General features: G+C 31.8%; 23 protein-coding genes. 22 read left to right on the top strand and 1 reads right to left on the bottom strand.

What is annotated here, in order from left to right:
- Positions 1–41: 41 nt before the first annotated feature.
- Complete coding sequence (gene yunB / locus AB8U03_RS09140) at positions 42–734, top strand: sporulation protein YunB (protein WP_369704240.1); 693 nt, start codon at positions 42–44, stop codon at positions 732–734.
- A 76-nt stretch (positions 735–810) separates the two neighbouring features.
- On the opposite strand, the gene hpt is transcribed toward yunB, so the two are convergent.
- Positions 811–1,332 carry a hypoxanthine phosphoribosyltransferase gene (gene hpt, locus AB8U03_RS09135; RefSeq protein ID WP_369704239.1) on the bottom strand — a complete coding sequence of 174 codons (522 nt, stop codon included), beginning with the start codon at positions 1,330–1,332 and terminating at the stop codon, positions 811–813.
- A gap of 376 nt (positions 1,333–1,708) precedes the next feature.
- Between hpt and hflX the strand changes: the two genes are divergently transcribed.
- The 21 genes from hflX (at position 1,709) to AB8U03_RS09030 (ending at position 22,694) form a co-directional block, all read left to right on the top strand.
- On the top strand, positions 1,709–3,487 hold the full coding sequence (hflX, locus tag AB8U03_RS09130) for a GTPase HflX (protein ID WP_369704238.1): 1,779 nt from the start codon (positions 1,709–1,711) through the stop codon (positions 3,485–3,487).
- Positions 3,488–3,576: 89 nt separating this feature from the next.
- Positions 3,577–3,738: a rubredoxin gene (rd, locus tag AB8U03_RS09125; protein ID WP_369704237.1), complete on the top strand. Its 162-nt coding sequence runs from the start codon at positions 3,577–3,579 to the stop codon at positions 3,736–3,738.
- A gap of 231 nt (positions 3,739–3,969) precedes the next feature.
- Complete coding sequence (locus tag AB8U03_RS09120; protein ID WP_369704236.1) at positions 3,970–4,869, top strand: nucleotidyltransferase domain-containing protein; 900 nt, start codon at positions 3,970–3,972, stop codon at positions 4,867–4,869.
- Positions 4,870–5,006: 137 nt separating this feature from the next.
- Entirely contained in the window at positions 5,007–6,425 is a 1,419-nt protein-coding gene (gene pdxR, locus AB8U03_RS09115) for a MocR-like pyridoxine biosynthesis transcription factor PdxR (protein ID WP_369704235.1), read from the top strand.
- 54 nt (positions 6,426–6,479) lie between these two features.
- Positions 6,480–7,124 (top strand): YigZ family protein, encoded by a 645-nt coding sequence (locus AB8U03_RS09110; protein WP_369704234.1) that lies wholly within the window; start codon positions 6,480–6,482, stop codon positions 7,122–7,124.
- A gap of 116 nt (positions 7,125–7,240) precedes the next feature.
- Complete coding sequence (locus AB8U03_RS09105) at positions 7,241–7,981, top strand: YebC/PmpR family DNA-binding transcriptional regulator (RefSeq protein WP_369704233.1); 741 nt, start codon at positions 7,241–7,243, stop codon at positions 7,979–7,981.
- Positions 7,982–8,252: 271 nt separating this feature from the next.
- Complete coding sequence (locus tag AB8U03_RS09100) at positions 8,253–9,077, top strand: ComEC/Rec2 family competence protein (RefSeq protein WP_369704232.1); 825 nt, start codon at positions 8,253–8,255, stop codon at positions 9,075–9,077.
- Between the two features lie 53 nt (positions 9,078–9,130).
- Complete coding sequence (locus tag AB8U03_RS09095) at positions 9,131–9,733, top strand: hypothetical protein (RefSeq protein ID WP_369704231.1); 603 nt, start codon at positions 9,131–9,133, stop codon at positions 9,731–9,733.
- Positions 9,734–9,865: 132 nt separating this feature from the next.
- Complete coding sequence (gene ruvA / locus AB8U03_RS09090; RefSeq protein ID WP_369704230.1) at positions 9,866–10,456, top strand: Holliday junction branch migration protein RuvA; 591 nt, start codon at positions 9,866–9,868, stop codon at positions 10,454–10,456.
- A gap of 14 nt (positions 10,457–10,470) precedes the next feature.
- A complete protein-coding gene (ruvB, locus tag AB8U03_RS09085; protein ID WP_369704229.1) occupies positions 10,471–11,514 on the top strand; it encodes a Holliday junction branch migration DNA helicase RuvB in 1,044 nt (347 codons plus the stop codon).
- 36 nt (positions 11,515–11,550) lie between these two features.
- Positions 11,551–12,576, top strand: a complete 1,026-nt coding sequence (gene queA, locus AB8U03_RS09080) for a tRNA preQ1(34) S-adenosylmethionine ribosyltransferase-isomerase QueA (protein WP_369704228.1) — start codon at positions 11,551–11,553, stop codon at positions 12,574–12,576.
- A 15-nt stretch (positions 12,577–12,591) separates the two neighbouring features.
- On the top strand, positions 12,592–13,722 hold the full coding sequence (gene tgt, locus AB8U03_RS09075) for a tRNA guanosine(34) transglycosylase Tgt (protein WP_369704227.1): 1,131 nt from the start codon (positions 12,592–12,594) through the stop codon (positions 13,720–13,722).
- Between the two features lie 51 nt (positions 13,723–13,773).
- On the top strand, positions 13,774–14,091 hold the full coding sequence (gene yajC / locus AB8U03_RS09070; protein ID WP_369704226.1) for a preprotein translocase subunit YajC: 318 nt from the start codon (positions 13,774–13,776) through the stop codon (positions 14,089–14,091).
- Between the two features lie 60 nt (positions 14,092–14,151).
- Positions 14,152–14,523, top strand: a complete 372-nt coding sequence (locus AB8U03_RS09065) for a TIGR04086 family membrane protein (RefSeq protein WP_369704225.1) — start codon at positions 14,152–14,154, stop codon at positions 14,521–14,523.
- An 80-nt stretch (positions 14,524–14,603) separates the two neighbouring features.
- On the top strand, positions 14,604–14,741 hold the full coding sequence (scfA, locus tag AB8U03_RS09060; protein WP_369704224.1) for a six-cysteine ranthipeptide SCIFF: 138 nt from the start codon (positions 14,604–14,606) through the stop codon (positions 14,739–14,741).
- Positions 14,742–14,830: 89 nt separating this feature from the next.
- Positions 14,831–16,192 carry a thioether cross-link-forming SCIFF peptide maturase gene (gene scfB / locus AB8U03_RS09055; protein WP_369704223.1) on the top strand — a complete coding sequence of 454 codons (1,362 nt, stop codon included), beginning with the start codon at positions 14,831–14,833 and terminating at the stop codon, positions 16,190–16,192.
- A gap of 270 nt (positions 16,193–16,462) precedes the next feature.
- A complete protein-coding gene (secD, locus tag AB8U03_RS09050) occupies positions 16,463–17,740 on the top strand; it encodes a protein translocase subunit SecD (protein ID WP_369704222.1) in 1,278 nt (425 codons plus the stop codon).
- 1 nt (position 17,741) lies between these two features.
- Positions 17,742–18,623: a protein translocase subunit SecF gene (gene secF / locus AB8U03_RS09045; RefSeq protein ID WP_369704221.1), complete on the top strand. Its 882-nt coding sequence runs from the start codon at positions 17,742–17,744 to the stop codon at positions 18,621–18,623.
- Between the two features lie 163 nt (positions 18,624–18,786).
- On the top strand, positions 18,787–19,635 hold the full coding sequence (locus AB8U03_RS09040; protein ID WP_369704220.1) for a DHH family phosphoesterase: 849 nt from the start codon (positions 18,787–18,789) through the stop codon (positions 19,633–19,635).
- A 124-nt stretch (positions 19,636–19,759) separates the two neighbouring features.
- Positions 19,760–20,278 carry an adenine phosphoribosyltransferase gene (locus AB8U03_RS09035; RefSeq protein WP_369704219.1) on the top strand — a complete coding sequence of 173 codons (519 nt, stop codon included), beginning with the start codon at positions 19,760–19,762 and terminating at the stop codon, positions 20,276–20,278.
- A 241-nt stretch (positions 20,279–20,519) separates the two neighbouring features.
- Complete coding sequence (locus AB8U03_RS09030) at positions 20,520–22,694, top strand: RelA/SpoT family protein (RefSeq protein WP_369704218.1); 2,175 nt, start codon at positions 20,520–20,522, stop codon at positions 22,692–22,694.
- Positions 22,695–22,716 lie beyond the last annotated feature (22 nt).

Below are 22,716 nucleotides of genomic sequence, written 5' to 3'. Positions count from 1 at the left end.
AAATTTTTAGATAAATAAAGGATTAATTGTTATCATATATTATGGTATATGATAATAAGGGTGTGATAGGTATAAGAATATTTAAGGTAATTGACAATAAAGTGAAGGGTATATTTATAATAGGATTCATTTTAATAATTTTAGGATTTTGTATTTATTTTGTAAATGCCAAAATAAGTCCAGCAATTGTCACAGCTGCTGATGTACAAACCAGAGCCATAATTACTGAAACTATAAATTCGGTAATCATAGAAGAGTATTCAAAACAATTTGATTACAAGGATATTATAGATATAGAGAAAGATAAACAGGGAAACATAGTCATGATAAGAGCAAATACATTAAAGATGAATAAAATAGCTTGTGATGTAGCTATTAAATGTCAACAAAGGCTAAAAAATATAGGAAAGGTTGGATTAAAACTTCCATTGGGGTATATAATGAAAAACAATTTGCTGGCGTTTTTTGGTCCTAACATTACTGTTAAAATGCAGCCTGTAGGATATATAGAAACTAAATACTTATCTAGTTTCGAAAGCGTGGGGATAAATCAATCCAGACATAAAATATATGTTCAAGTGAATACAAATATGAGAATTATAATTCCACTGGGGATTGAAGATATAAAAGTAAAAAATGAGGTGCCTATATCAGAAACCATTATATTGGGTAAAGTTCCGGAAACAGCTATAAATCTAGGACTTGATAAAGCAGGATTTAAAATTCCAAACTAGTTGTAAAAGATTGTTAGGAGAAAAAATTGTTGGTGATGACCTATATTTTTTCTCCTAAAACAAGGTATGAATGTAATTAGTTCCAGTTAAATATGTAAGGTATATTTCTATAATAGTCACCATAATTAAGACCATAACCGACAACAAATACATCAGGAATTTTAAAACAATAAAAATCTGGTTTTAAAGTAACTTTTCGTCTTTCTGGCTTATCCAATAATACACAGCATTTTATACTGGAAGCACCCAGGGATTTTATATAATCTATGACAAAATTCATAGTTATTCCTGTGTCTATTATATCGTCTACAATTAATACATCATATCCGTGAATATCATCTAATATACCATTTAGAATCTTTACTTTTCCGGATGATGTTTCAGAAGCCCCATAACTTGACGTCGTCATAAAACCTATTTTTAAAGGAAGATCTATTTCTCTTACTAAATCCGATGTAAATATAAAACTTCCCCTTAAAAGGGACAATACATATAAATTTTTACCCTTGTATTCCTGGCTCAACAATTTTCCAAGTTCATTTATTTTACCTGCAATCTGATCTTTAGTTATCAGTATATTCTTTGACTTATTTTCCATTACAAACCTCCAGTAATATATATTAAAACATTAGTTTCAATAAACACAAAATTATATTATTAATATTAGCAATATTTTTGTCAATTTTCAATGATCATGTTAAAGAGTAATAAAATTATTTTACTTAAGTAGGCAAAATTGAAGTTTTTGGTATTTACAATGTTTTTTATCTAGTATAAAATTATACAAAAGTAATAAGGTTATTCTTAGATTTGGTGGATTTTCGCACCGAACCTTAAAAGAGCCAATCCAGGGGCGTAACAGTGCTTATGCTCCCGCTTCGAATAGGATGGGAGTGTTAGCAATGGCAGCCTTAGGATAAAGGTATATCTGTAATTGAATTTATTGTGTGAATTAAAAAATTGGAGATGATATTTTGATATATGGTAATACTGAGGGAATAAAAAATTCCATATTAGATAAATTGGAAAAAATTTATGATATGAGGGTGCCTAAGGACAGTGTGTGCAGTAGGGAAATCATGGAGATAATTTGCAGCTTCTCTATTTATCTAAATAGAGAAATAAGCACAGCTATTGATAGAAAAGGAAAAGTTGTAAATGTGACAATTGGAGACAGCAGTACTGTAAATATGGAGGGAGTTAGTTTTTTAAAGAATAGGCTTTCAGGTATTAGAGTAGTACATACTCATCCAAATGGTACAGCTCAACTTTCCACAGTAGATATTTCAGCATTGATAAAATTAAGACTGGATTGTATAGCTGCCATAGGAATTAAGCCGGATGATATTAAAATAAGTGTGGGATTTTGCAAGATTCGAGATGGGGCGATTATATCAGAAATTTCAAATGAGCTAACTGTAGATGAAGCAATTGAATATGATATATTGAGAAAGATACATGAAATAGAAGAAACCTTAAGGCTAAAAAATATATTAGAAGAAAAAGGTGAAAGGGCAATACTTGTGGGGACAGATAATGAAGAGAGTTTAAATGAGCTGGAAGAGTTGGCCAAAGCCTGTAGTGTAAAATCTTTGAGAAAGGTATTTCAAAAAAGAGATACTGTAGATGCTGCTTTTTATATTGGAAAGGGAAAAGTGGATGAAGTAAGATTGATATGCCAAATAGAAGATGCAAACATAGTTATTTTTGATGATGAACTATCTGGATCCCAAATAAAAAATTTAGAAGATAATTTAGGCGTAAAGGTAATAGACAGGACTGTTCTAATACTTGATATATTTGCTACCAGGGCAAAGAGCAAGCAAGCTAAAATGCAAGTAGAACTTGCACAGCTTAAGTATAGATTGGCCAGACTATCTGGACTAGGTATAATTCTTTCTAGGACAGGGGCAGGTATAGGTACTAAAGGACCTGGAGAAAAGAAATTGGAAACCGATAGAAGACATATTAGAGAAAAAATATATGAAATTAATAGAGAACTAAAAAAGATAAAACAGGTTAGAAGTACACAAAGAGAGAGGAGAAATGAAATGTGCAAAGTTTCTCTAGTTGGATATACTAACTCAGGAAAGTCTACTTTGAGGAATAAACTATGTGAAATAGCTGTTCCAGATGAAAATATTCATAAAGAAAAAGTATTTGAAGCAGATATGTTATTTGCTACTCTGGATACGACTACCAGGGCTGTAGAATTGAGAGATGGAAGAATAGCCGCTATTACTGATACTGTAGGTTTTATAAATAAGCTTCCTCATGATTTAATAGAGTCTTTTAAATCCACTTTAGAGGAGATCAATTATTCTGATTTAATATTACATGTAGTGGATGTATCCTCTAACTATGTAGAAGAACAAATAGAAGCAGTAAATAAAGTGTTGGGGGAACTTTCAATAGGAGAGAAGCCCATTATTATGGTATTGAATAAAATAGATAAAATAAGTGAGGAAAAAATAAATAATATAATATCCCAATATACAAATTTGAATATAGTTTGTATATCGGCTAAGTACGGTACTAATTTGGAAGAACTTTTAAAAAAAATATCAAATTTGCTTCCCATGAATATGAAAAAGGTTCAATATTTGATTCCATATACAGAACAGTCTCTAGTGGCATTTATGCATAGCAATTGTAAAGTGGAAGAAGAAGAGTATAAAGAAGGGGGAACGTATATAAGCGTATTAGTGGATGAAAGGATGTATAATAGATTCAAGGAGTTTATGATTAAATAATAATACATATTATATGATAGCATGTATTGACTTAAAAAATGGATTGTGCCATAATTTAATATAGATTATATTATATAGGAGGAATTAAAATGGATAAATATGTTTGTACTGCTTGTGGTTATGTTTACGATCCTGAAGTAGGGGATCCGGATTCTGGTGTTAAACCGGGAACTCCATTTAAGGATTTGCCAGAAGATTGGGTATGTCCACTTTGCGGAGTTCCAAAGAGTGATTTTGAAAAACAGGAATAATTAATCGAAAATAATTAATAATGTTAAGGGAACAGCGCTTAATATTGTAATTGGTACCTATAGATAGAATACTTAAAAAGGTGTGTATCTGTAGATACCTTTTATTATTGTAAATATTTATCCCAAATTAAATTAAAATATTGAATTTTTATGAAAAGAATAGTATATAATTGTATAATGTATATACAATATAATTTTTATACAGCAAAATTTTAAAGGGGGCTAATTGAAATGGAAAAAACTATTTTACAATATCAAAAAGCTTTTAATGTTGTTATCGAAAGACTTAAAGCTAATGATTCTATTCTCGCAGCTATGGTTTTTGGAAGTATGATTACAGGGGACTTGTGGGATGAATCTGACATTGATTTACTTGTGATATGCGACAATAATATGGATAATATGAAAAACTTATACACCGAAGAAGAAGGTGTCCCTATTCATGTTAAACTCATGAGTAAAGGCAATTTTTTGCAGTTACCTGAACGAGATTTAAAGGGTGGATTTATTCACAGAATAATATCTTCATCCAGATTAATATTTTCTAAAGATATGGATATAACATCTAAATATGATGTGGGCAGATATTATCCAGATTTGGACAGGGAAAGATGGAATATGTTTTATCTTGGGGAATTATTTAAAAATATGAGTATATGTAAAAAGTATCTTCAGAATGACGGAATACATACTTCATATATTGCGGCAGTACGATCAATAGAGGAATTTTCCAAGTTATATATAAATTCATCAGGACATATGATAAGTAAAGATGCCGTGACTATAGCTATGAATTTAAATGATGATTTTAAATTGTGTGTGGATAATTTGTTTTTTAATGATGCTAAAAAAGTGGAAGAGGCTATAAAAGACACCATGGATTATTTAAAGAAAAATGTAGATAAAAATATCAGAAATGTTGCAAAGATACTTTTGAATTACATGAGGGAAAAAGATTGCTTTTTAAGTTCGGAAGATATAAGGAATGACGAATTGTTTTATAATTATAATATAAATGTGGAGGAAATTTTAAATGAATTGTGGAAAAAGAATTTAATTAAAAGGGAAACCAGGGATTACAAGATGAAAAATGGCACCCCTTTATTTAAAGAAAATGTATATTTTATCTAAATGTTTTTCCTTTATAATGTAATAATAAGATTTGGTATTAAAAATTTTAAATTTTAGTACTAAATCTTTTATTTTTGTGATATTGTGGTGATATAAAATAGTGTATAAATTATTTTTAAATAATATAGAGGAAGGAAATGAATTTTCTATTGAATAAGTATTTCATGGATTTAAGCGGGGGGAGAATTAAGTATTTAATAATAGAAGAGCATATAAAAAAATTAATAGATAAAAATAAAATAGAAGACGGTGAAAAATTGCCTTCTATAAGAGAATTATCACAATTTTTAAAAGTAAATAATATTACCATAGTAAACGCTTATAAAAGGCTTAAAAGTGAAGGCTATGCTGTTCAAAAAATGGGAAGTGGAACCTATGCTAAAAGAAAAGATATGAATAGAAATCTTAATAGAGAATATTCCAGAGCTTTAAAGAAAATATTCAGCAGTGAAATAGGAGATTACATAGATTTTACAGGAGAGACTTCCAGTGGAGAATTTTTTAAAATAAATCTTTTTAAAGATGTTTTAAATGAGGTATTGGACAGAGATGGCCCTAGAGCTTTAATTTATCAAGAGCCCTTGGGATATGAGGGATTGAGAAAAAGCATAAGTGATATTTTTTGGAAGGGAAATATAAATAAGGAGGATATACTTATAATTTCTGGAGCACAACAGGGAATAGATGTAGTTTCAAAGTCTATTTTAAATACAAATGATAGTGTAATAGTTGAAAAACCAACTTACAGCGGGGCATTATCCGTGTTTAGGTCCAGAAGATCAGAAATAGTTGAAATTCCTGTTGAGAAAAATGGGGTAAATGTGGATAAACTTGAAAAAATACTCCAGAAAAATAATATAAAATGTTTTTATACTATGAGTTATTTTCAGAATCCATCAGGTATAAGCTATAATAATGATAAAAAGAGTCGAATATTGAGGCTGGCAGAGATATACGATTTTTACATAATAGAAGATGATTATCTTTCAGAATTGATTTATGATAGTAATATAAAATATAATAGTTTTAAGAGTCTGGATCATAATGATAGAGTTGTTTATATAAAGAGTTTTTCAAAGATATTTTTACCTGGTATAAGAATTGGCTATTTAATACCTCCTAAAAAATTCAAGGAAAATATTCAAAACTCTAAAATCAATACAGACATAGCTACATCTAGTCTTATGCAAAGGGCGCTGGATTTGTATATTAGAAAAGGTATGTGGAAGGATTACATAAATACCTTGAATATAAAATACAAGGATATATATATATACACGGAAGAATGTATAACTGAGTATTTGAAGGATAAGATTGACTTTATAAAACCGGGAGGGGGACTGCATTTTTATTTGAAAATCAAGGATAATGTTAAAATAGATTCTATAAATCTTTTTAGAAAAGCGAGAGATAAGGGAGTCTTAATTACTCCAGGTTCATTATATTATAAAAACCCTTTGGAAGGTAAAAAATATTTTAAAATTGGATTTTCACATATAAGCAAGGAGAATATAAAAAAAGGAATTCAAATATTAAATAAGCTTATGATAATATGATTTATTATATTATGAAATGATTTGATGAGGGATGTTTTGAAAGGTGGGGTAATATTGGGGTACTTTACAATAAAGGATCAAGCCTGTTCTAGGTTTGAAGAAAAAAAATCCGTATTTATAGGCAGTATAAAAAGGGTATACACTGAGGTTGATGCTAAAAAGTTTATAAATGTAGTAAAAGAACAAAATCCTAAAGCATCACACAATGTATATGCATATGTAATTGGAGAGAAAATGAATATTCAGAGATATAACGAGGACAAAGAACCACAGGGAACTGCAGGAATACCTATTTTAGAAGTGATTAAAAAAAAGGTGATAACAGATGTAGTAATAGTGGTTACAAGGTATTTTGGAGGAATACTTTTGGGCAAAGGAGGATTGGCAAAAGCTTATTCAAAATCTGCTGCACTATCCATTGATGAGGCAAAGATAGTGGAGAGAGTAAAAGGTTCGCCCATAGACATATCTGTAGATTATGAGGTTTTGGGAAAACTGAAGTATCTTTTTGAACAAAAATCTATTCCCATAGAAAATATAGAATACGCTGATAAGGTCCAATTGTCAATAAACTGTATTCTGGAAGATGTTGATTTGCTGATAAATGAAATTATAGATGTAACTAATGGAAAATGTGAGTTAATAGTTGGAGATGAGGAATTTTACTTTAAAGTTGATAATGCTCTGATTAAAGAATAGTATTTTCTGGTATATAGTGATCTTTTATATTTGTAGTTAAACGCTTTTATATGATATAATACAGTTTGCGTAATTAATATAAATAATCATAAACTGTAAGTTGGGAGGAAATTTATATGTCAGGACATTCAAAATGGCATAATATACAGGCAAAAAAAGGTAAAGCAGATGCAAAAAAAGGTAAGATATTTACTAAAATAGGAAAAGAGTTGGCTATCGCAGCTAAAACCGGAGGCTCAAATCCAGACAGCAATGCAAAATTGAGGGATGTTATAGCAAAAGCCAAAGCTAACAATATGCCTCAAGATACAGTGACAAGGGCAATTAAAAAAGGTTCAGGGGAAATGGAAGGAATAAACTATGAAGAAATAGTTTATGAAGGATATGGACCAGATGGAGTTGCAATAATAGTAAAAGCATTGACCGATAATAAAAATAGAACAGCAAGTAGTGTGAGGGCTGCATTCTCAAGGCATGGCGGAAATCTAGGAGCTAATGGATGCGTATCATGGATGTTTCAAACCAAAGGACAAATTATAATAGAGAGAAAAGAAGATATCGATGAGGACGAAATTATGATGCAGGCACTGGATGCTGGTGCAGAGGATTTTGATTCCCAAGATGAAGTGTTTGAAATAATTACTGCTGTAGAGGATTTTGGAGCAGTTAGGGAAAAACTGGAGGAAAAAGGATTGGATTTTCTGTCAGCGGATATTACCATGATACCTGATAACACTATATCTGTTAATATGGAAACTGCTGAAAAAGTTCAAAAGTTAATAGATAAACTTGAAGAAGATGACGATGTTCAGGATGTTTACCACAATGCAGATTTTCCTGAAGAATTTGAAGGCTAAAAAGCATCAATTATTTAATGACAGTGAGTAAATATACGTTAAATAAGCTGCTTAATCGATTGTGTTCAGAAATACATAAAATATTCATATGTAAAATACAAGTCACTTTCAATATAGATATGTAAAATACCTATTGTTGAAAGTGATTTTTTATTATCTATTAAAAGTATTTAATTTTTAAATTTTGCAGATATTTTTTTGCCTTTTAGAATATAACAATTTAAATTGTAAAAAATAATAGCAGCAACACAGTTTATGGGGGAATATTAATATGAAAAAAATATTAGCTATTATTATTTTTATAATTATAATGTATATGGATAGTGTCACCTCAGCCAAATTTGGAAATTATGAAGTACATTTTTTAGGCGTAGGTCAAAGTGACTGCATTTTAATAAAGGCTGACAATAAAAATTATCTAATAGATACGGGAGCCGCTTATTATACCAAAAGGATTATAAAATATTTAGATTTGAACAAGATAAATAGAATAGATGGCATAATACTCACTCATTATCATGACGATCATTATGAGGGTATAATTAAAATAGTTCAGTCCAGAAAAGTTTGTAAAGTGTATTTGCCTGATCATAAAAATTACATGAAAAATATCATAAGTGATAAATTGATTAAGATGGGGATAAATGTTAAGTATATAAAGAGAAACTGGCATATTGAAACTTATGGACTTAGTCTTAAGGCCATTGGTCCAGTTCTTAAAAATAAACCTACAGAAAACAATAATTCCATTGTATTACAGGGGAAAATAGGTGACTTAACATATGTATTTGCAGGAGATTGTGAAAAAACAGAGGAAGAAGACATGCTAAAGACAGGAGAACTTAAAAAATGTGATATACTTAAAGTATCCCATCATGGTCTTAATACCAGTACAACTGGGGAGTTTTTAGATGAAATAAAACCCAGAGTGGCAATTATAACAAGTGATGGAGTGGGAACTCCTGATAAAAGAGTTGAAAACAGATTGATAAATAGGGGAGCCATAGTCTGGAGAATAGATAATCAGGGAAATATAGTTATTAAAAATAATATACTATACTGTAGTAAAAATTATACTAGCATAAAATTAAAATAATATGTATAATTTTAGAAAATTTGTCCATAATATTCAAAAAAAGGAGGGATATTGTGGATAAGAGAAAAGTTCGTACCGCAGTTTTAGTTGTTTTTACTATTTTGATCTTTGGATTGAGTTGTTATATATGTGTAGTGGGACTTCAAAATATAAATATGGAAAGAAGACTGAGCCAGATTAGACAAAATGATACTTCATATGATACTGTAAAGGTAAATTCTTCTGTAAATGAGATTGTTTCTGATAGTGCAAAGATCATATTTAAGATAAAATATGATAAAAGTGGAGAGCTTAATATAGAAAAAGAAGAATCAGCAGGAAAATTAACAGGAAAGAAAAAAAGTGAAGTTGAAAAAATTTATAAAAGTGTAGGATATAAGGTTCAGAAATTCAGTGCAAAAGAGGTAATATTAGTAAAAGATGTGGATAAATATGCTCCTGATAAATATGTATTAGGCATAAAGGATGGGGCCATTGCTATATATAAAACAGATAAACAGGGAAATATGTTTATAGAAAATGAAAAGAGAGATATTACCCATATAAAGACAAGCAGATTAAAACAAGAGGATATCAGACTTTTAACTAAAGGGGATAAATACTTTCAATGCAATACTAGAGAAGAAGCGGAAGCACGCCTTGAAGACTATGAATAATAGTCTTTAAGGTTTTTTTAAAGTGTAGGTAATTCTAGTACAGTATAACTTGAACTAAGATATCCAAAATGGTAAAGTAATATATGTTATAATATTATATATGATTTTTAATATCTTATGGGGGAGTTTTAGATGTATGAATATATAAAGGGAATATATAAAGGCGTGAATAGAGATTATATAGTAGTTGAAAACAATGGTATAGGCTATAAGATAAATACATCCGGAAGTACTATCGCTAAAACCCCTAAAATAGGTGAGAATATAATATTGTATTTACAGCAAATAGTTAGGGAAGATTTTATAGGATTGTACGGATTTTTGACAAAAGAAGAGATAAATATGTTTAATATTCTTCTTACTATAAATGGTATAGGAGCAAAAGCGGCACTTTCACTTTTATCCATAAGTAGCGTTAATAATTTAAAATATGCTATAATATCTGGAGACGAAAAAAATTTAGTGAGAGCTCCTGGTATAGGGAAGAAAACTGCCCAGAGAATTATTCTGGAACTCAAGGATAAGGTATCATCAGATGAAATTATGGATTATAAAAATAATTTCCAGGGATTTAGTGCGGGTAAAACTATTTCTGAAGTTACAGAAGCCCTTGAAGCTCTTGGATATTCTGAGAAAGAGGCAAATGGTGCATTGGCTGCTATAGATAATAACAATTCCATTGAAGTTATGATAAAGGAAGCTTTGAAATTTTTAATGAATTAGGCTAGGTGATGGGTGTGGAAGATAGAATAGTCACTCCAGTGGATATTGTGGGTGATGCTGAAAACGAGTATAGTTTAAGACCTAAAAGACTTAGTGAATATATAGGACAAAGCAAGGTAAAAAGCAAGCTTGAAATATTTATAAAAGCTGCTAAAAACAGAAAAGAAGCACTGGATCATGTGCTGCTTTATGGACCACCGGGACTTGGTAAAACTACTTTAGCCAATATAATTGCCTTGGAAATGGGAGGAAATTTAAAAGTTACTTCTGGTCCGGCTATAGAAAGAGCAGGAGATTTAGCTGCAATACTTACCAGTTTAAATGATATGGATGTACTTTTTATAGATGAAATACACAGGCTAAATAGAAGTGTGGAAGAGATATTATACCCTGCCATGGAAGATTATGCACTGGATATAGTTATAGGAAAAGGAGCTGCGGCAAAATCTATAAGATTGGATTTACCTAAATTTACTCTAATTGGGGCCACTACAAGGATAGGACTTTTAACGGCTCCACTAAGAGATAGGTTTGGAATGTTGTGCCCCATGGAGTTTTATGGAGAAAAGGAACTTAGTGAAATTATAATTAGATCTGCAGAGATACTTAAGATAAATATAGAATATGAGGCTGCCTGGGAAATAGGAAAGAGATCCAGGGGAACTCCAAGAATTGCAAATAGACTTTTAAAAAGAGTAAGGGATTATTCAGAGGTCAAGGGCAATGGAATAATAGATCTTAAAACCAGTAAATTGGCTTTGGAATTATTGGAAGTTGATGAGGAGGGATTTGACAGCATAGATAATAAGATATTAAAAGCCATAATTGATAATTTTAATGGAGGACCTGTTGGAATAGAAACACTAGCTTATTTTATAGGAGAAGAATTGGATACTATAGAAGACGTATATGAGCCATATTTACTCCAAAAAGGTTTTATAATCAGGACGCCCAGGGGAAGAATGGCATCTGACAGTGCATACAGGCATTTTAATAAGACCAGAAAAAATAAAATTCCACAAAAAAAGACAGGACAGTCATCTTTGTTTGATAATTAAATATAACTTGGACAAAAGGAAACGGAGTGAAATATATTGAAAGTTATAGATTTTGATTTTTATTTGCCAAAGGAATTAATTGCACAACATCCGTTAAAACAGAGAGATGAAGCAAGACTTATGGTATTGGATAAAAACACAGGGAATATAGAACATAAGGTATTTAAAGATATAATAGATTATTTAAATCCAGGTGATTGTCTTGTGTTAAATGATACAAGAGTTTTGCCTGCAAGACTTATAGGAAATAAAGAGGGAAGCGGCGGTAAAATGGAAATTTTACTGTTAAAGAGAAATGAAGATGACAGCTGGGAAACATTAGTTAAGCCAGGAAGAAGAGCCAGAGTTGGAGATAAATTTGATTTTGGAAATGGAGAGCTAAAAGCTGAGATAGTTAAAATAAAGGAAGATGGAAATAGAATAGTAAAATTTGAATATAAGGGAATATTTGAAGAAGTATTAGACAAACTTGGTCAAATGCCTCTGCCGCCGTATATAAAGGAAAAGTTAGAGGATAAGGAGATGTATCAAACAGTATATTCCAAAGAAGAAGGATCGGCAGCAGCCCCTACAGCTGGACTTCATTTCACAAAGAAATTGCTTAAAGAGATAGAAGAAAAGGGAATTAAACTTGCCTTCCTGACTTTGCATGTGGGAATAGGGACTTTTAGGCCAGTTAAAGTTGAAAATATAGAGGATCATGATATGCATTCGGAATACTACCGCATGACAAAGGAAACTGCAGATATAATTAATGGGGCAAAGGAAAATGGTCACAGTGTGATCTCAGTGGGGACCACTTCCTGTAGAACTCTTGAAACCATAGCCGATGAAAACGGAAGAGTCAGAGAGCAATCAGGCTGGACAGATATATTTATATACCCAGGATATAAATATAAGATAGTGGATAAACTCATAACAAATTTTCATCTTCCTCAGTCTACACTTATAATGCTAGTAAGTGCACTTTGCGGAAGAGAAAACATATTAAATGCATATAAAGTTGCAGTAAAAAACAGATATAGATTTTTCAGTTTTGGAGATGCTATGTTCATCAAGTAGATATGAGGTGTTTTGATGTATAAATTGCTGAAGAAATGTGGAAGTATAAGAAGGGGTGAGTTTATCACACCTCACGGAGTGGTTCAAACTCCGGTATTTATGAATGTAGGTACTCTGGCAGCTATAAAAGGTGCTGTTTCTACTGTGGATTTAAAAAAAATTGGCTGTCAAATAGAATTGTCCAATACATACCATTTAAGTTTAAGACCAGGAGATGAAGTTATTAGAGAACTTGGCGGATTGCATAAATTCATGAATTGGGATAGGCCTATTTTAACTGATTCAGGGGGATTTCAAGTATTTTCACTGGCTGATATAAGAAAGATAAAAGAGGAAGGCGTTTATTTTAATTCCCATATAGATGGGAGTAAGATATTTATGGGTCCTGAAGAGAGCATGAGGATTCAAAGTAATTTGGGTTCTACTGTAGCTATGGCTTTTGATGAATGTGTAAAAAACCCTTCTCCAAAGGATTATGTTGAAAATTCAGTTAAGAGAACTACCCGATGGCTTAAAAGATGTAAAGTGGAGATTGATAGATTAAATTCTATGCCCGATACCATAAACAAAAAGCAGATGCTGTTTGGAATAAATCAGGGTGGGGTATATGATGATATAAGAATAGAACATGCCAAGATAATAAGTGAAATGGATCTGGATGGATATGCAATCGGAGGATTGGCAGTAGGGGAAACTCATCAGGAGATGTATAGAATTCTGGAAAGGGTCATACCATATCTTCCACAGAATAAACCCATATATCTAATGGGGGTAGGTACACCTGCGAATATACTTGAAGCAGTGGAAAGAGGAGTGGATTTTTTTGACTGTGTCCTGCCTGCAAGAAATGGAAGGCATTCTCACGTATTTACATCAGAAGGTGAGATAAATCTTTTAAATGCAAAGTATAAATTAGACGATAGTCCTATTGAGCATGAGTGTAATTGCCCAACTTGTAAAAATTACAGCAGGGCCTATATAAGGCATCTGTTCAAGGCAAAAGAAATGCTGGCCATGAGACTTTGTGTACTTCATAATTTATATTTTTATAATAATTTAATGGGGGAAATAAGGGATGCCATTGATGGAGACTATTTTCCATCATATAAAAGGGAAAAGCTTGATAAGTGGAATAATAAAAGTTAAAGAAGGATTTTTCCATTTTATATAGAATTGTTGCATAAGGAGGTGAAAAGGTTGGATTTATTAGCTAGAATAGCACCATTATTACTCGTGGTAGTATTTTTTTATTTACTTATATTTTTACCTGAGAGTAAGAGAAAAAAGAAATATAATGCCATGTTAGACAATCTTAAAGTTAATGATGAGGTTATGACTAAAGGTGGTATAATAGGCAAAATTGTTAATATTAATGAAAGGGTTTTAACAATTCAGACAGGACCTGACAGGGTAAAGATAAAACTTGACAAGACAGGAGTATTAAATGTCTTATCTGAAAACAAAAAAGCAGAAGATTCTAATAAGGATAAAATTGAAGGAAAAAAAGAAGTTTAAAATTTAGGTATAAAGCACCTTTTATCTACATAGATACTATTAGATGGGAGGTGTTTTAATTTGGAAAGAAGTAATAATTATCTTCCTGCTATAGAAGGGGTTATAAGAGGGTTTATAATTACAGTGATTTTGCTTCTGATTTTTGCAGTTGTAATGACTTTTATAGAAGTTAGTTCCGGGGTAAGTTATATAGTTTATCTGGTTACCACAATAGTCAGTATAATGTATGCTTCTATTTATGCAGTGAGAAAAATAGGGGAAAGAGGATGGCTTATAGGTATTATAGTTACTCTTTTATATTTATTTATACTATATATAGTTTCTATCATTTCTGGAAATTCTGCAGTGATAGGTATGGATGGAATTAAGAGGTTAGTGCTTGCACTAATGGTTGGAGCTTTATCTGGAATGATTGGTATTAACTTGCAATAAGCCTTTCCGCTGGCAACTTTATTTTATAAGTAATTTATGTTATAATCAAAAAGATATCTTTATTAATGGAGGAGTTTAATATGAAGCATATAAGAACTATAAATAATACTAATATAAAAGATAGCCTAAAAAAACCAGGGTGTAAAGAATGTGCTAATTCATGCCAATCAGCATGTAAGACTTCTTGCACAGTAGCCAATCTGGCTTGTGAAAACTAACATAAATTTTAGGCAGTAACAAATAAAACAGTTACTGCCTAAAATTTATGTTGTAAAAAATTACTGCTTTTATTGTAGGAGGGAAAAACTTGGCTAATATTCATAAATTTATACAGGGCGGATATCGGTATGCATTAGATGTAAACTCTGGGGCACTTCATGAGGTTGACGAGTTAGTGTATGATATTTTAGATGATGAAGAATTGCCTGGTATAGAAGATACGTTAAAATTTCTTAAAGATAAATATAAAAAAAAGGATATTGTAGAGGCATACGGAGAAATAGAGCAATTAATTAAAAAGGAGATGTTATATTCTAAAGATCTGTATGAAGACATTGCACTAAAAAATGATAACTCAGCATCTTTTATAAAAGCACTATGTTTAAATATTGCACATGATTGTAATTTAAGGTGTAAATACTGCTTTGCAGATGAGGGTGAATATAAGGGAAGCAGAAAACTCATGTCTGCTGCTGTTGGTAAAAAAGCTATTGATTTTGTCATAGAAAAATCGGGTCCTAGAAAAAATATAGAGGTGGATTTGTTTGGCGGCGAACCTCTTATGGCTTTTGATGCTGTAAAAGAGATTGTGGATTATGCAAAATCTCAGGAAAAAATACATAATAAAAGTATTAGGTTTACAATGACTACAAATGCTACACTTTTAAATGATGAGATAATGGATTATTTAAATAAAAATATGGGGAATATAGTATTGAGCATTGATGGAAGAAAGGAAATAAACGACAGTGTAAGGGTGAGAATAGATGGAAGCGGTACTTTTGATTCCATATTACCTAAAATCAAAAGTATGGTAAAAATTAGGGACAAGTCTAAGCAGTACTATGCAAGGGGAACTTTCACCAGAAAAAATACAGACTTTTTTAAAGATATAAAATATCTTGCAGATGAAGGATTTGATGAAATATCTATAGAACCTGTAGTACTTCCTAAAGACAATCCATTGTCTCTAAGGGAAGAGGATCTTCCTACTATTTATGAACAATACGATAAGCTATATGAAGAAATGCTTCGTAATGGTGGAAAAAAATTTAAATTCTATCATTTTAATATAGATATTACAGGAGGACCTTGTGTATATAAAAGAATATCAGGCTGCGGAGCAGGACATGAGTATGTGGCTATAACTCCGGATGGAGACATATATCCTTGTCATCAATTTGTGGGCAATGAGGAGTTTAAAATGGGAAATTTGAATGATTGGAATAATTTGAGGAATGATATTTCCCAGGAATTTAAAAATGCCCATATATACAATAAACCTAAATGCAGACAATGTTGGGCAAGGTTTTACTGCAGTGGAGGATGTCAGGCTAATAATTATAATTTTAATGGAGATATGAAAGAGCCTTATGCACTAGGATGTAAAATGCAGAAGAAGAGAATTGAATGTGCTATTGCGCTTAAAGCTAGAAATACAGCTAAATAAAGGGATTAGTTTTAATAAAGAGCCCGATTCCCTGGTTTATTTAGAGCTAGGGACAGGCATTTTTTTATGTTTTTAAACGGATTTTCACCATGCCATATGGGGAATATCTTAGACAAAGCAGTAATATGGATTATATATATTCACATAAAGTTAATATATAATGTAATTCTATTTGGATTTATAGTATTGACGGTATTTTTTTTAAGTAATATAATTTTTAATGTGGATTGTTGTAAAAAAATAGTATTTATTAGGTTAAGGAGGATAAAGATGAAATCTAAGGTTAAAAGTACCATAGTTTTCTTCCTATGCATAATTTTAATAGGTTTTTTAGCTTATTCGGGAGCATATGGGGTAACTTTAGGAGGATATGAACTGAAACCTCTTGGTCAAGTGATAAATAAGGGACTTGATCTTCAAGGTGGCGTTTCTGTGCTTGAGGAAGTTCAGGGAAATAATGTGGATCAAAAGACCATAGATAGAACAGTGGAGCTTTTATCTTTAAGGGTTAATAAACTTGGAGTAAGTGAGACAGTAGTTGCCAGGGAAGGTCAAAAGAGAATAAGAATTGACATACCTGGAAAATTTGATGCCAAGGAAGTAATAGATGGTGTGGCAAAAACCGGTGAACTTAAATTTGTAGGGCCGGACAATAAGACCATACTTACAGGCAAGGACGTGAAGGATGCTACGGCTTCCATTGATTCACAAAATGGAAACAAACCAACTATAAGTTTGGAATTGAATTCAGAAGGGGCTAAGAAATTTTCAGATGCCACTCAAAAATTTTTAGGACAAAAAATTGCAATTTATTTGGATAATGAAATGCTTACCAATCCTCAGGTAGATGCACACATAACTGATGGTAGAGCTAGTATAAGTGGTGGTAATCAGACTTTGCAGGAAGCTCAAAGACAGGCTGACTTAATAAAATCAGGGGCGCTGCCGGTTACAGTAAAACCGGTACAGGTTAAAACCGTAGGAGCTTCTCTTGGAGCCAATGCCCTTCCACTTAGCATATTAGCTGGTAAGATTGGAATAGGACTTGTAATGCTGTTTATGCTGTTATATTATAGATTGCCGGGACTTATTGCAGACATAGCACTAACCTTGTATGTGTACATAGTTTTAGTAGCTTTTGCCAACGTGAATGTGACTCTCACTTTGGCGGGTATTGCAGCATTTCTTTTAACGGTGGGGATGGCAGTAGACGCCAATATACTTATATTTGAGAGAACTAAAGAAGAACTTAAAAGCGGAAGGTCAATTAAAGCGTCTATAGATGCAGGTTTTCGTAGGGCCATGAGTTCAATCCTGGATTCAAATATTACTTCCATTATATCAGGTTTTGTACTCTATAATATTGGAACAGGTTCAGTAAAAGGATTTGCCCTTACCTTGATTATAGGTGTAGTTTTAAGTATGTTTACGGCTATAACCGTAACCAGAACCCTTATGAAGTTAGTAGCCAATATAGGGTGGTTTAATCATATAAAAACTATTGGAACATTTGGAGTGCATGACTTTAGAAAGGGGGTAGTAAAATAGTATGAATGGCGTATATAAGATTATTGAAAAAAGGAAAATATGGTTTACTATATCCCTTATAATAATTGTAATTGGAATGTTTACCATTGCCACAAAAGGACTGGAATATGGATTGGATTTTAAGGGTGGCACCATAGTGGAAATAAATTTAGGTACAGATTTTAATAAAGCAGACGTGGATAGTATAATAAAAAAATACTCCAATGATTTTCAATCTAATAAGACTGATAATAAATCCATAACCGTAAAAGCAACTTCCCTTAGTAATGATGCTGTCAGCGGTATTGTAAAAGATATAAAAGCAAAGTATAAAAAAAGCAGTTTGACAAATCAAGAGAACATCGGAGCTGTTATAGGAAAAGAGACTAGAGTTAAAGCCATAGAAGCTGTGGTAATAGCTATTATAGCCATGTTCATATATATAGGTATAAGATTTGAACTGAGCTTTGGTATAGCAGCCATTATATCTCTTATTCATAATGTACTTGTAATGTTATCTGTATATGCAGTACTTAGAGTTTCCATAGATTCTAATTTTATAGCAGCAGCACTTACAGTTATAGGTTATTCCATTCATGATACTATAGTTGTTTTTGACAGAATAAGAGAAAACCAAAAATACATGCGAAGGGTAGATCCTATTATTGTTGCAGATGCTAGTGTTACTCAGACCCTGGCAAGATCTATAAATACTGTATTGACCGTTGTAATAACACTTTCTTCTGTGTATATTCTAGTTCCTTCTGTCAGGGTTTTTTCAGAACCTATCCTTATAGGAATAATTACAGGATGTTATTCTTCTATATGTATAGCTAGTCCATGTTGGGTTATGATAAAAAAACATATGTTGGCTAATAGAAAAAAATTACCTAAAACAACATAGTTAATTCTTTAAAATATACATTTAATATGATAAAATAAAAAATCTAGAGTATATTGCAACTCTGGATTTTTTTATTGTAGAAAATCTAACCATACTGTGTTTGTAATAGAAGACAATATCATTTATAATATAAGTGCTTTCGATAAATTTGGAGGATTTTATTATGGAGATGCAAAAGGAAAATATACAGGATTTTAATTTTTTAGGCATGAAAAACCCATTTCTTCTAAAAGATATGGGGGAAGCTTTAAAAAGAATAATAGAAGCTGTAAATGAAAGAGAAAAGATAGTAATCTATGGCACCTGTGATTTAGATGGTATAGCTTCAGTGTCTCTATTACTGCTTGTGCTGAAATATCTAAATGCGGATGTAGAATATTTTATATCTGATGAAATTAATGATTTTGATGTAAAATCAGATATAATAGAAAATCATATAAAATTTTTAGGCGCCAAGCTTATAATAACTGCTGGATGTGGGATAAAATCTGTTTCCGAGATAGAATTATGTAAAAATCTAGGGATTGACGTCATAATAACAGATTATCATAAAAGTGGAGAGGTTTTACCAAGAACAATTATTGTGGATCCAAATCAGAAACAGTGTACATATCCTTTTAAGGATTTGACTGCAGCAGGTGTAATATTTAAATTGTGTCAGGCTATATCAATGTATTATGAGATGAAATACATAGGCAAGTATTTGGATCTTGTAACCCTTGGGATTCTTTCAAAGCAAGTGGATATAAGCGGTGAAAATAAAATTATGGTAAATCATGGCATGTATTATATAAATTATACGAATAATTATGGAGTAAAGGCTTTACTTAAGGTAAATAATATTTCTAATGTGAATAGAGAAAATATATGCAATCTTTCAAGTGGGATGATGTGTTCAATTAAAAATAAAAGATATATAGATAATGCAAGGATTACAGTTGAACTTTTTATAACCGAAAGTATGGATAGGGCAGAACAGATAGCTAAATATTTAAAAAATGAAATTGTGTAGTTCATAAATACTATGGCTTGAATATTTATGAATATTTAATATATAATTATAGAATGAAGGAAAACTTATATTGGGATTAAAATTAGATTGCAAGCTAATAAAGTTATTTTGAGGGGGAATATAATTGGATTTACAGAACAGCATAAGAGTGATAGAGGGATTTCCGAAGAAAGGAATAAGTTTTAAAGATATAACTACTTTACTTCAAGATAAAGATGCCTTTAAATATACTGTAGATAAAATGGCGGCATATTTGAAGGACAAGAATATAGACATAATAGTTGTTCCTGAAGCAAGGGGCTTTTTGTTTGGGGCCCCAATAGCTTACGCTATAAATGCTGGTTTCGTACCTGTGAGAAAAAAGGGGAAATTGCCCTGCGATACACTAAAAGTTAAATATTATTTGGAGTATGGCAGCGATGAACTGGAGATGCACAAGGATGCAATAAAGCCAGGGCAGAGAGTTGCCATAATTGACGATTTGCTTGCAACTGGAGGTACCATTAGCTCTGTTGTTAAATTAGTAGAAGAAGCTGGTGGAAAAGTTGTAACCATAGACTTTGTAATAGAATTGACGGACTTGAAGGGAAGAGAAAAATTGAAGGAGTATGATGTAAATTCCTTGACTCAATACAATATTTAAAGGGTATCCAATGGCTAACATGGCTATGAATTTCAACTTTGTAAAGTGTGGGATGATAAGCAACTGAATAAGTTCTTATAAGGTTCAGGTAGGAAAAATATTTCTCATGGCAAAGCTCCACTTGAATCTAAGAATCACTTGATAAATTTCAAATTGCAAGTTTTAACGGTATATAATATAATGTTAATAAAAAATAATGGCTGGTTTAATAGACCAGCCATTGATTTTAGGGAGTATCAGTATGTTAGAACGATTAATAGAATTAATAGATAAAAATTGCAATAATATAGATAAAAATATGGTTAAAAAGGCCTATTATTTTGCTGATGAAGCCCATAAAAGGCAAAAGAGGGAATCTGGTGAGCCCTATATAATGCATCCTGTAGAAGTGGCTTGTATATTAGCAGAAATGGGATTGGATACTAGCACAATAGTGGCAGGACTTTTACATGATGTGATTGAAGATACCGACTTTAGCCATGAGGATGTGAGTAGAGAGTTTAGCCCTGAAGTAGCGAACCTGGTGGAGGGTGTTACCAAATTGGGTAAAATAGAATATAAGACCAAAGAGGAACAGCAAGCGGATAACGTCAGAAAAATGCTGCTTGCCATGGCAAATGATATTAGAGTCATACTTATAAAATTGGCAGATAGGCTTCACAATATGAGAACATTAAAATATTTACCTGTGGAAAAGCAAAAGGAAAAGGCGAAGGAAACCTTTGACATATATGCACCGCTGGCACATAGGCTTGGAATGTCAAAAATCAAATGGGAATTGGAAGACTTAGCTTTTAGATATATAAATCAGAATGAATATTATTTCATAGTCAGAAAAATTGCAGAAAAAAGAGTTGAAAGAGAAAGATATATAGAGCAGATAATAAAACAGCTAAAAGAGAGTTTAAAAAAGGCAGGTATAGATGCGGATATTGAAGGCAGGCCAAAACATTTTTACAGTATATATAGAAAGATGGTGCAGAAAAATAAGACTATAGATCAAATTTTTGATTTAACAGCTGTGAGAATTTTGGTGGATACAGTAAAAGATTGTTATGCGTCTCTTGGAATAGCTCATACTATATATAAACCCATACCGGGAAGATTTAAAGATTATATTGCTATGCCGAAACCCAATATGTATCAGTCACTTCATTCCACAGTTATGGGACCTCAGGGAAAGCCCTTTGAAATACAGATAAGAACTTTTGAAATGCATAAAACTGCAGAATATGGTATAGCGGCCCATTGGAAGTATAAAGAAGGGGTTGAAACGGCAGAGGATATAGATAAAAAACTTACCTGGCTTAGAGAAATGTTGGAATGGCAGAGAGAGACCTCGGATGCAGAAGAATTTATGGAAAGATTTAAAATAGACTTGTTTTCAGATGAAGTATTTGTCTTTACACCTAAAGGCACTGTTATAAATTTACCTTATGAAGCAACTCCCATAGATTTTGCCTATAAAATACATACGGATATAGGAAACAGCTGTATCGGAGCAAAAGTAAGCGGAAAAATGGTACCTCTGGATTATCATCTGAAAACAGGAGAAATTGTAGAAATACTTGCATCAAGCACTCCAAAGGGTCCCAGTATTGACTGGCTGAATGTAGTCAAAAGCAATCAGGCAAAAAGCAAGATAAGGGCTTGGTTTAAAAAGGCTAGAAGAGAGGAAAATATATTAAAGGGCAAGGATCTCCTGGAAAAGGAGACAAAAAAGCAGGGATATAATTTTGGTGAAATTGCAAAAGGTGAAGTTATAGATTTTGTACTTAAAAAATACAACATGAATTCTTTAGATGATCTGTATGCTTCCGTGGGAATTGGTGGTTTGAATTCTTCTACCATAGTTTTAAAGATGAAGGATATGTATATTAAAACTTCCAGAATGGATATTGATGATTGGAAAGAACTGCGGGATAAGCTGAATAAATTTACCAGTAAACCTCACAAAAAGGATAAAAAGTCTCCGGGGGTAATTGTAAAAGGTGAAACCAATGTACTTGTAAGATTTGCAAAATGCTGTAACCCAGTACCAGGAGATTCTATAATAGGTTATATAACCAAGGGCAGAGGGGTTTCTATTCATAGAAAAGATTGTAAAAATATAGATTTTCTGCTGAAAAACAAGGATAATAAGGTAGTAGAGGTAAGCTGGGGAAAACCTAAGGGGGAGTATATTACCGAAATTAAAATAGAAGCTGAAGACAGGCAGGGGATTTTGGCTGAATCAATGGAAATTATAAGCGACAGTAAAATTTATCTTTATGCTATAAATGCCAAACCAGTTAAAAATGGAATAGCTGTTATAAATGTAAAACTAAAAATATCCAGCATTGATGAGCTTAAAGATGTGATGAGAAAATTGAGGAAAGTAAAAGGTATTATTGAGGTTTATAGAACAGAAAATTGATTATTAAGTTAAGGGGTGTTTG

It is taken from the genome of Clostridium moutaii (genome assembly GCF_041205085.1).
Lineage (GTDB): Bacteria > Bacillota > Clostridia > Clostridiales > Clostridiaceae > Clostridium_B > Clostridium_B moutaii.
The sequence above is the reverse complement of the archived record's forward strand: the minus strand, read 5'-3'. Positions and strand labels throughout refer to the sequence as shown.

Bases quoted from the DNA above. Each gene is read 5' to 3' on its own strand.
- ruvA (WP_369704230.1), top strand. From the start codon at position 9,866: ATGTATGAATATATAAAGGGAATATATAAAGGCGTGAATAGAGATTAT.
- AB8U03_RS09120 (WP_369704236.1), top strand. From the start codon at position 3,970: ATGGAAAAAACTATTTTACAATATCAAAAAGCTTTTAATGTTGTTATC.
- hpt (WP_369704239.1), bottom strand. From the start codon at position 1,332: ATGGAAAATAAGTCAAAGAATATACTGATAACTAAAGATCAGATTGCA.
- scfA (WP_369704224.1), top strand. From the start codon at position 14,604: ATGAAGCATATAAGAACTATAAATAATACTAATATAAAAGATAGCCTA.
- secD (WP_369704222.1), top strand. From the start codon at position 16,463: ATGAAATCTAAGGTTAAAAGTACCATAGTTTTCTTCCTATGCATAATT.
- secF (WP_369704221.1), top strand. From the start codon at position 17,742: ATGAATGGCGTATATAAGATTATTGAAAAAAGGAAAATATGGTTTACT.
- pdxR (WP_369704235.1), top strand. From the start codon at position 5,007: ATGAATTTTCTATTGAATAAGTATTTCATGGATTTAAGCGGGGGGAGA.
- rd (WP_369704237.1), top strand. From the start codon at position 3,577: ATGGATAAATATGTTTGTACTGCTTGTGGTTATGTTTACGATCCTGAA.
- AB8U03_RS09040 (WP_369704220.1), top strand. From the start codon at position 18,787: ATGGAGATGCAAAAGGAAAATATACAGGATTTTAATTTTTTAGGCATG.
- AB8U03_RS09105 (WP_369704233.1), top strand. From the start codon at position 7,241: ATGTCAGGACATTCAAAATGGCATAATATACAGGCAAAAAAAGGTAAA.
- yunB (WP_369704240.1), top strand. From the start codon at position 42: ATGGTATATGATAATAAGGGTGTGATAGGTATAAGAATATTTAAGGTA.
- AB8U03_RS09100 (WP_369704232.1), top strand. From the start codon at position 8,253: ATGAAAAAAATATTAGCTATTATTATTTTTATAATTATAATGTATATG.
- AB8U03_RS09030 (WP_369704218.1), top strand. From the start codon at position 20,520: ATGTTAGAACGATTAATAGAATTAATAGATAAAAATTGCAATAATATA.
- tgt (WP_369704227.1), top strand. From the start codon at position 12,592: ATGTATAAATTGCTGAAGAAATGTGGAAGTATAAGAAGGGGTGAGTTT.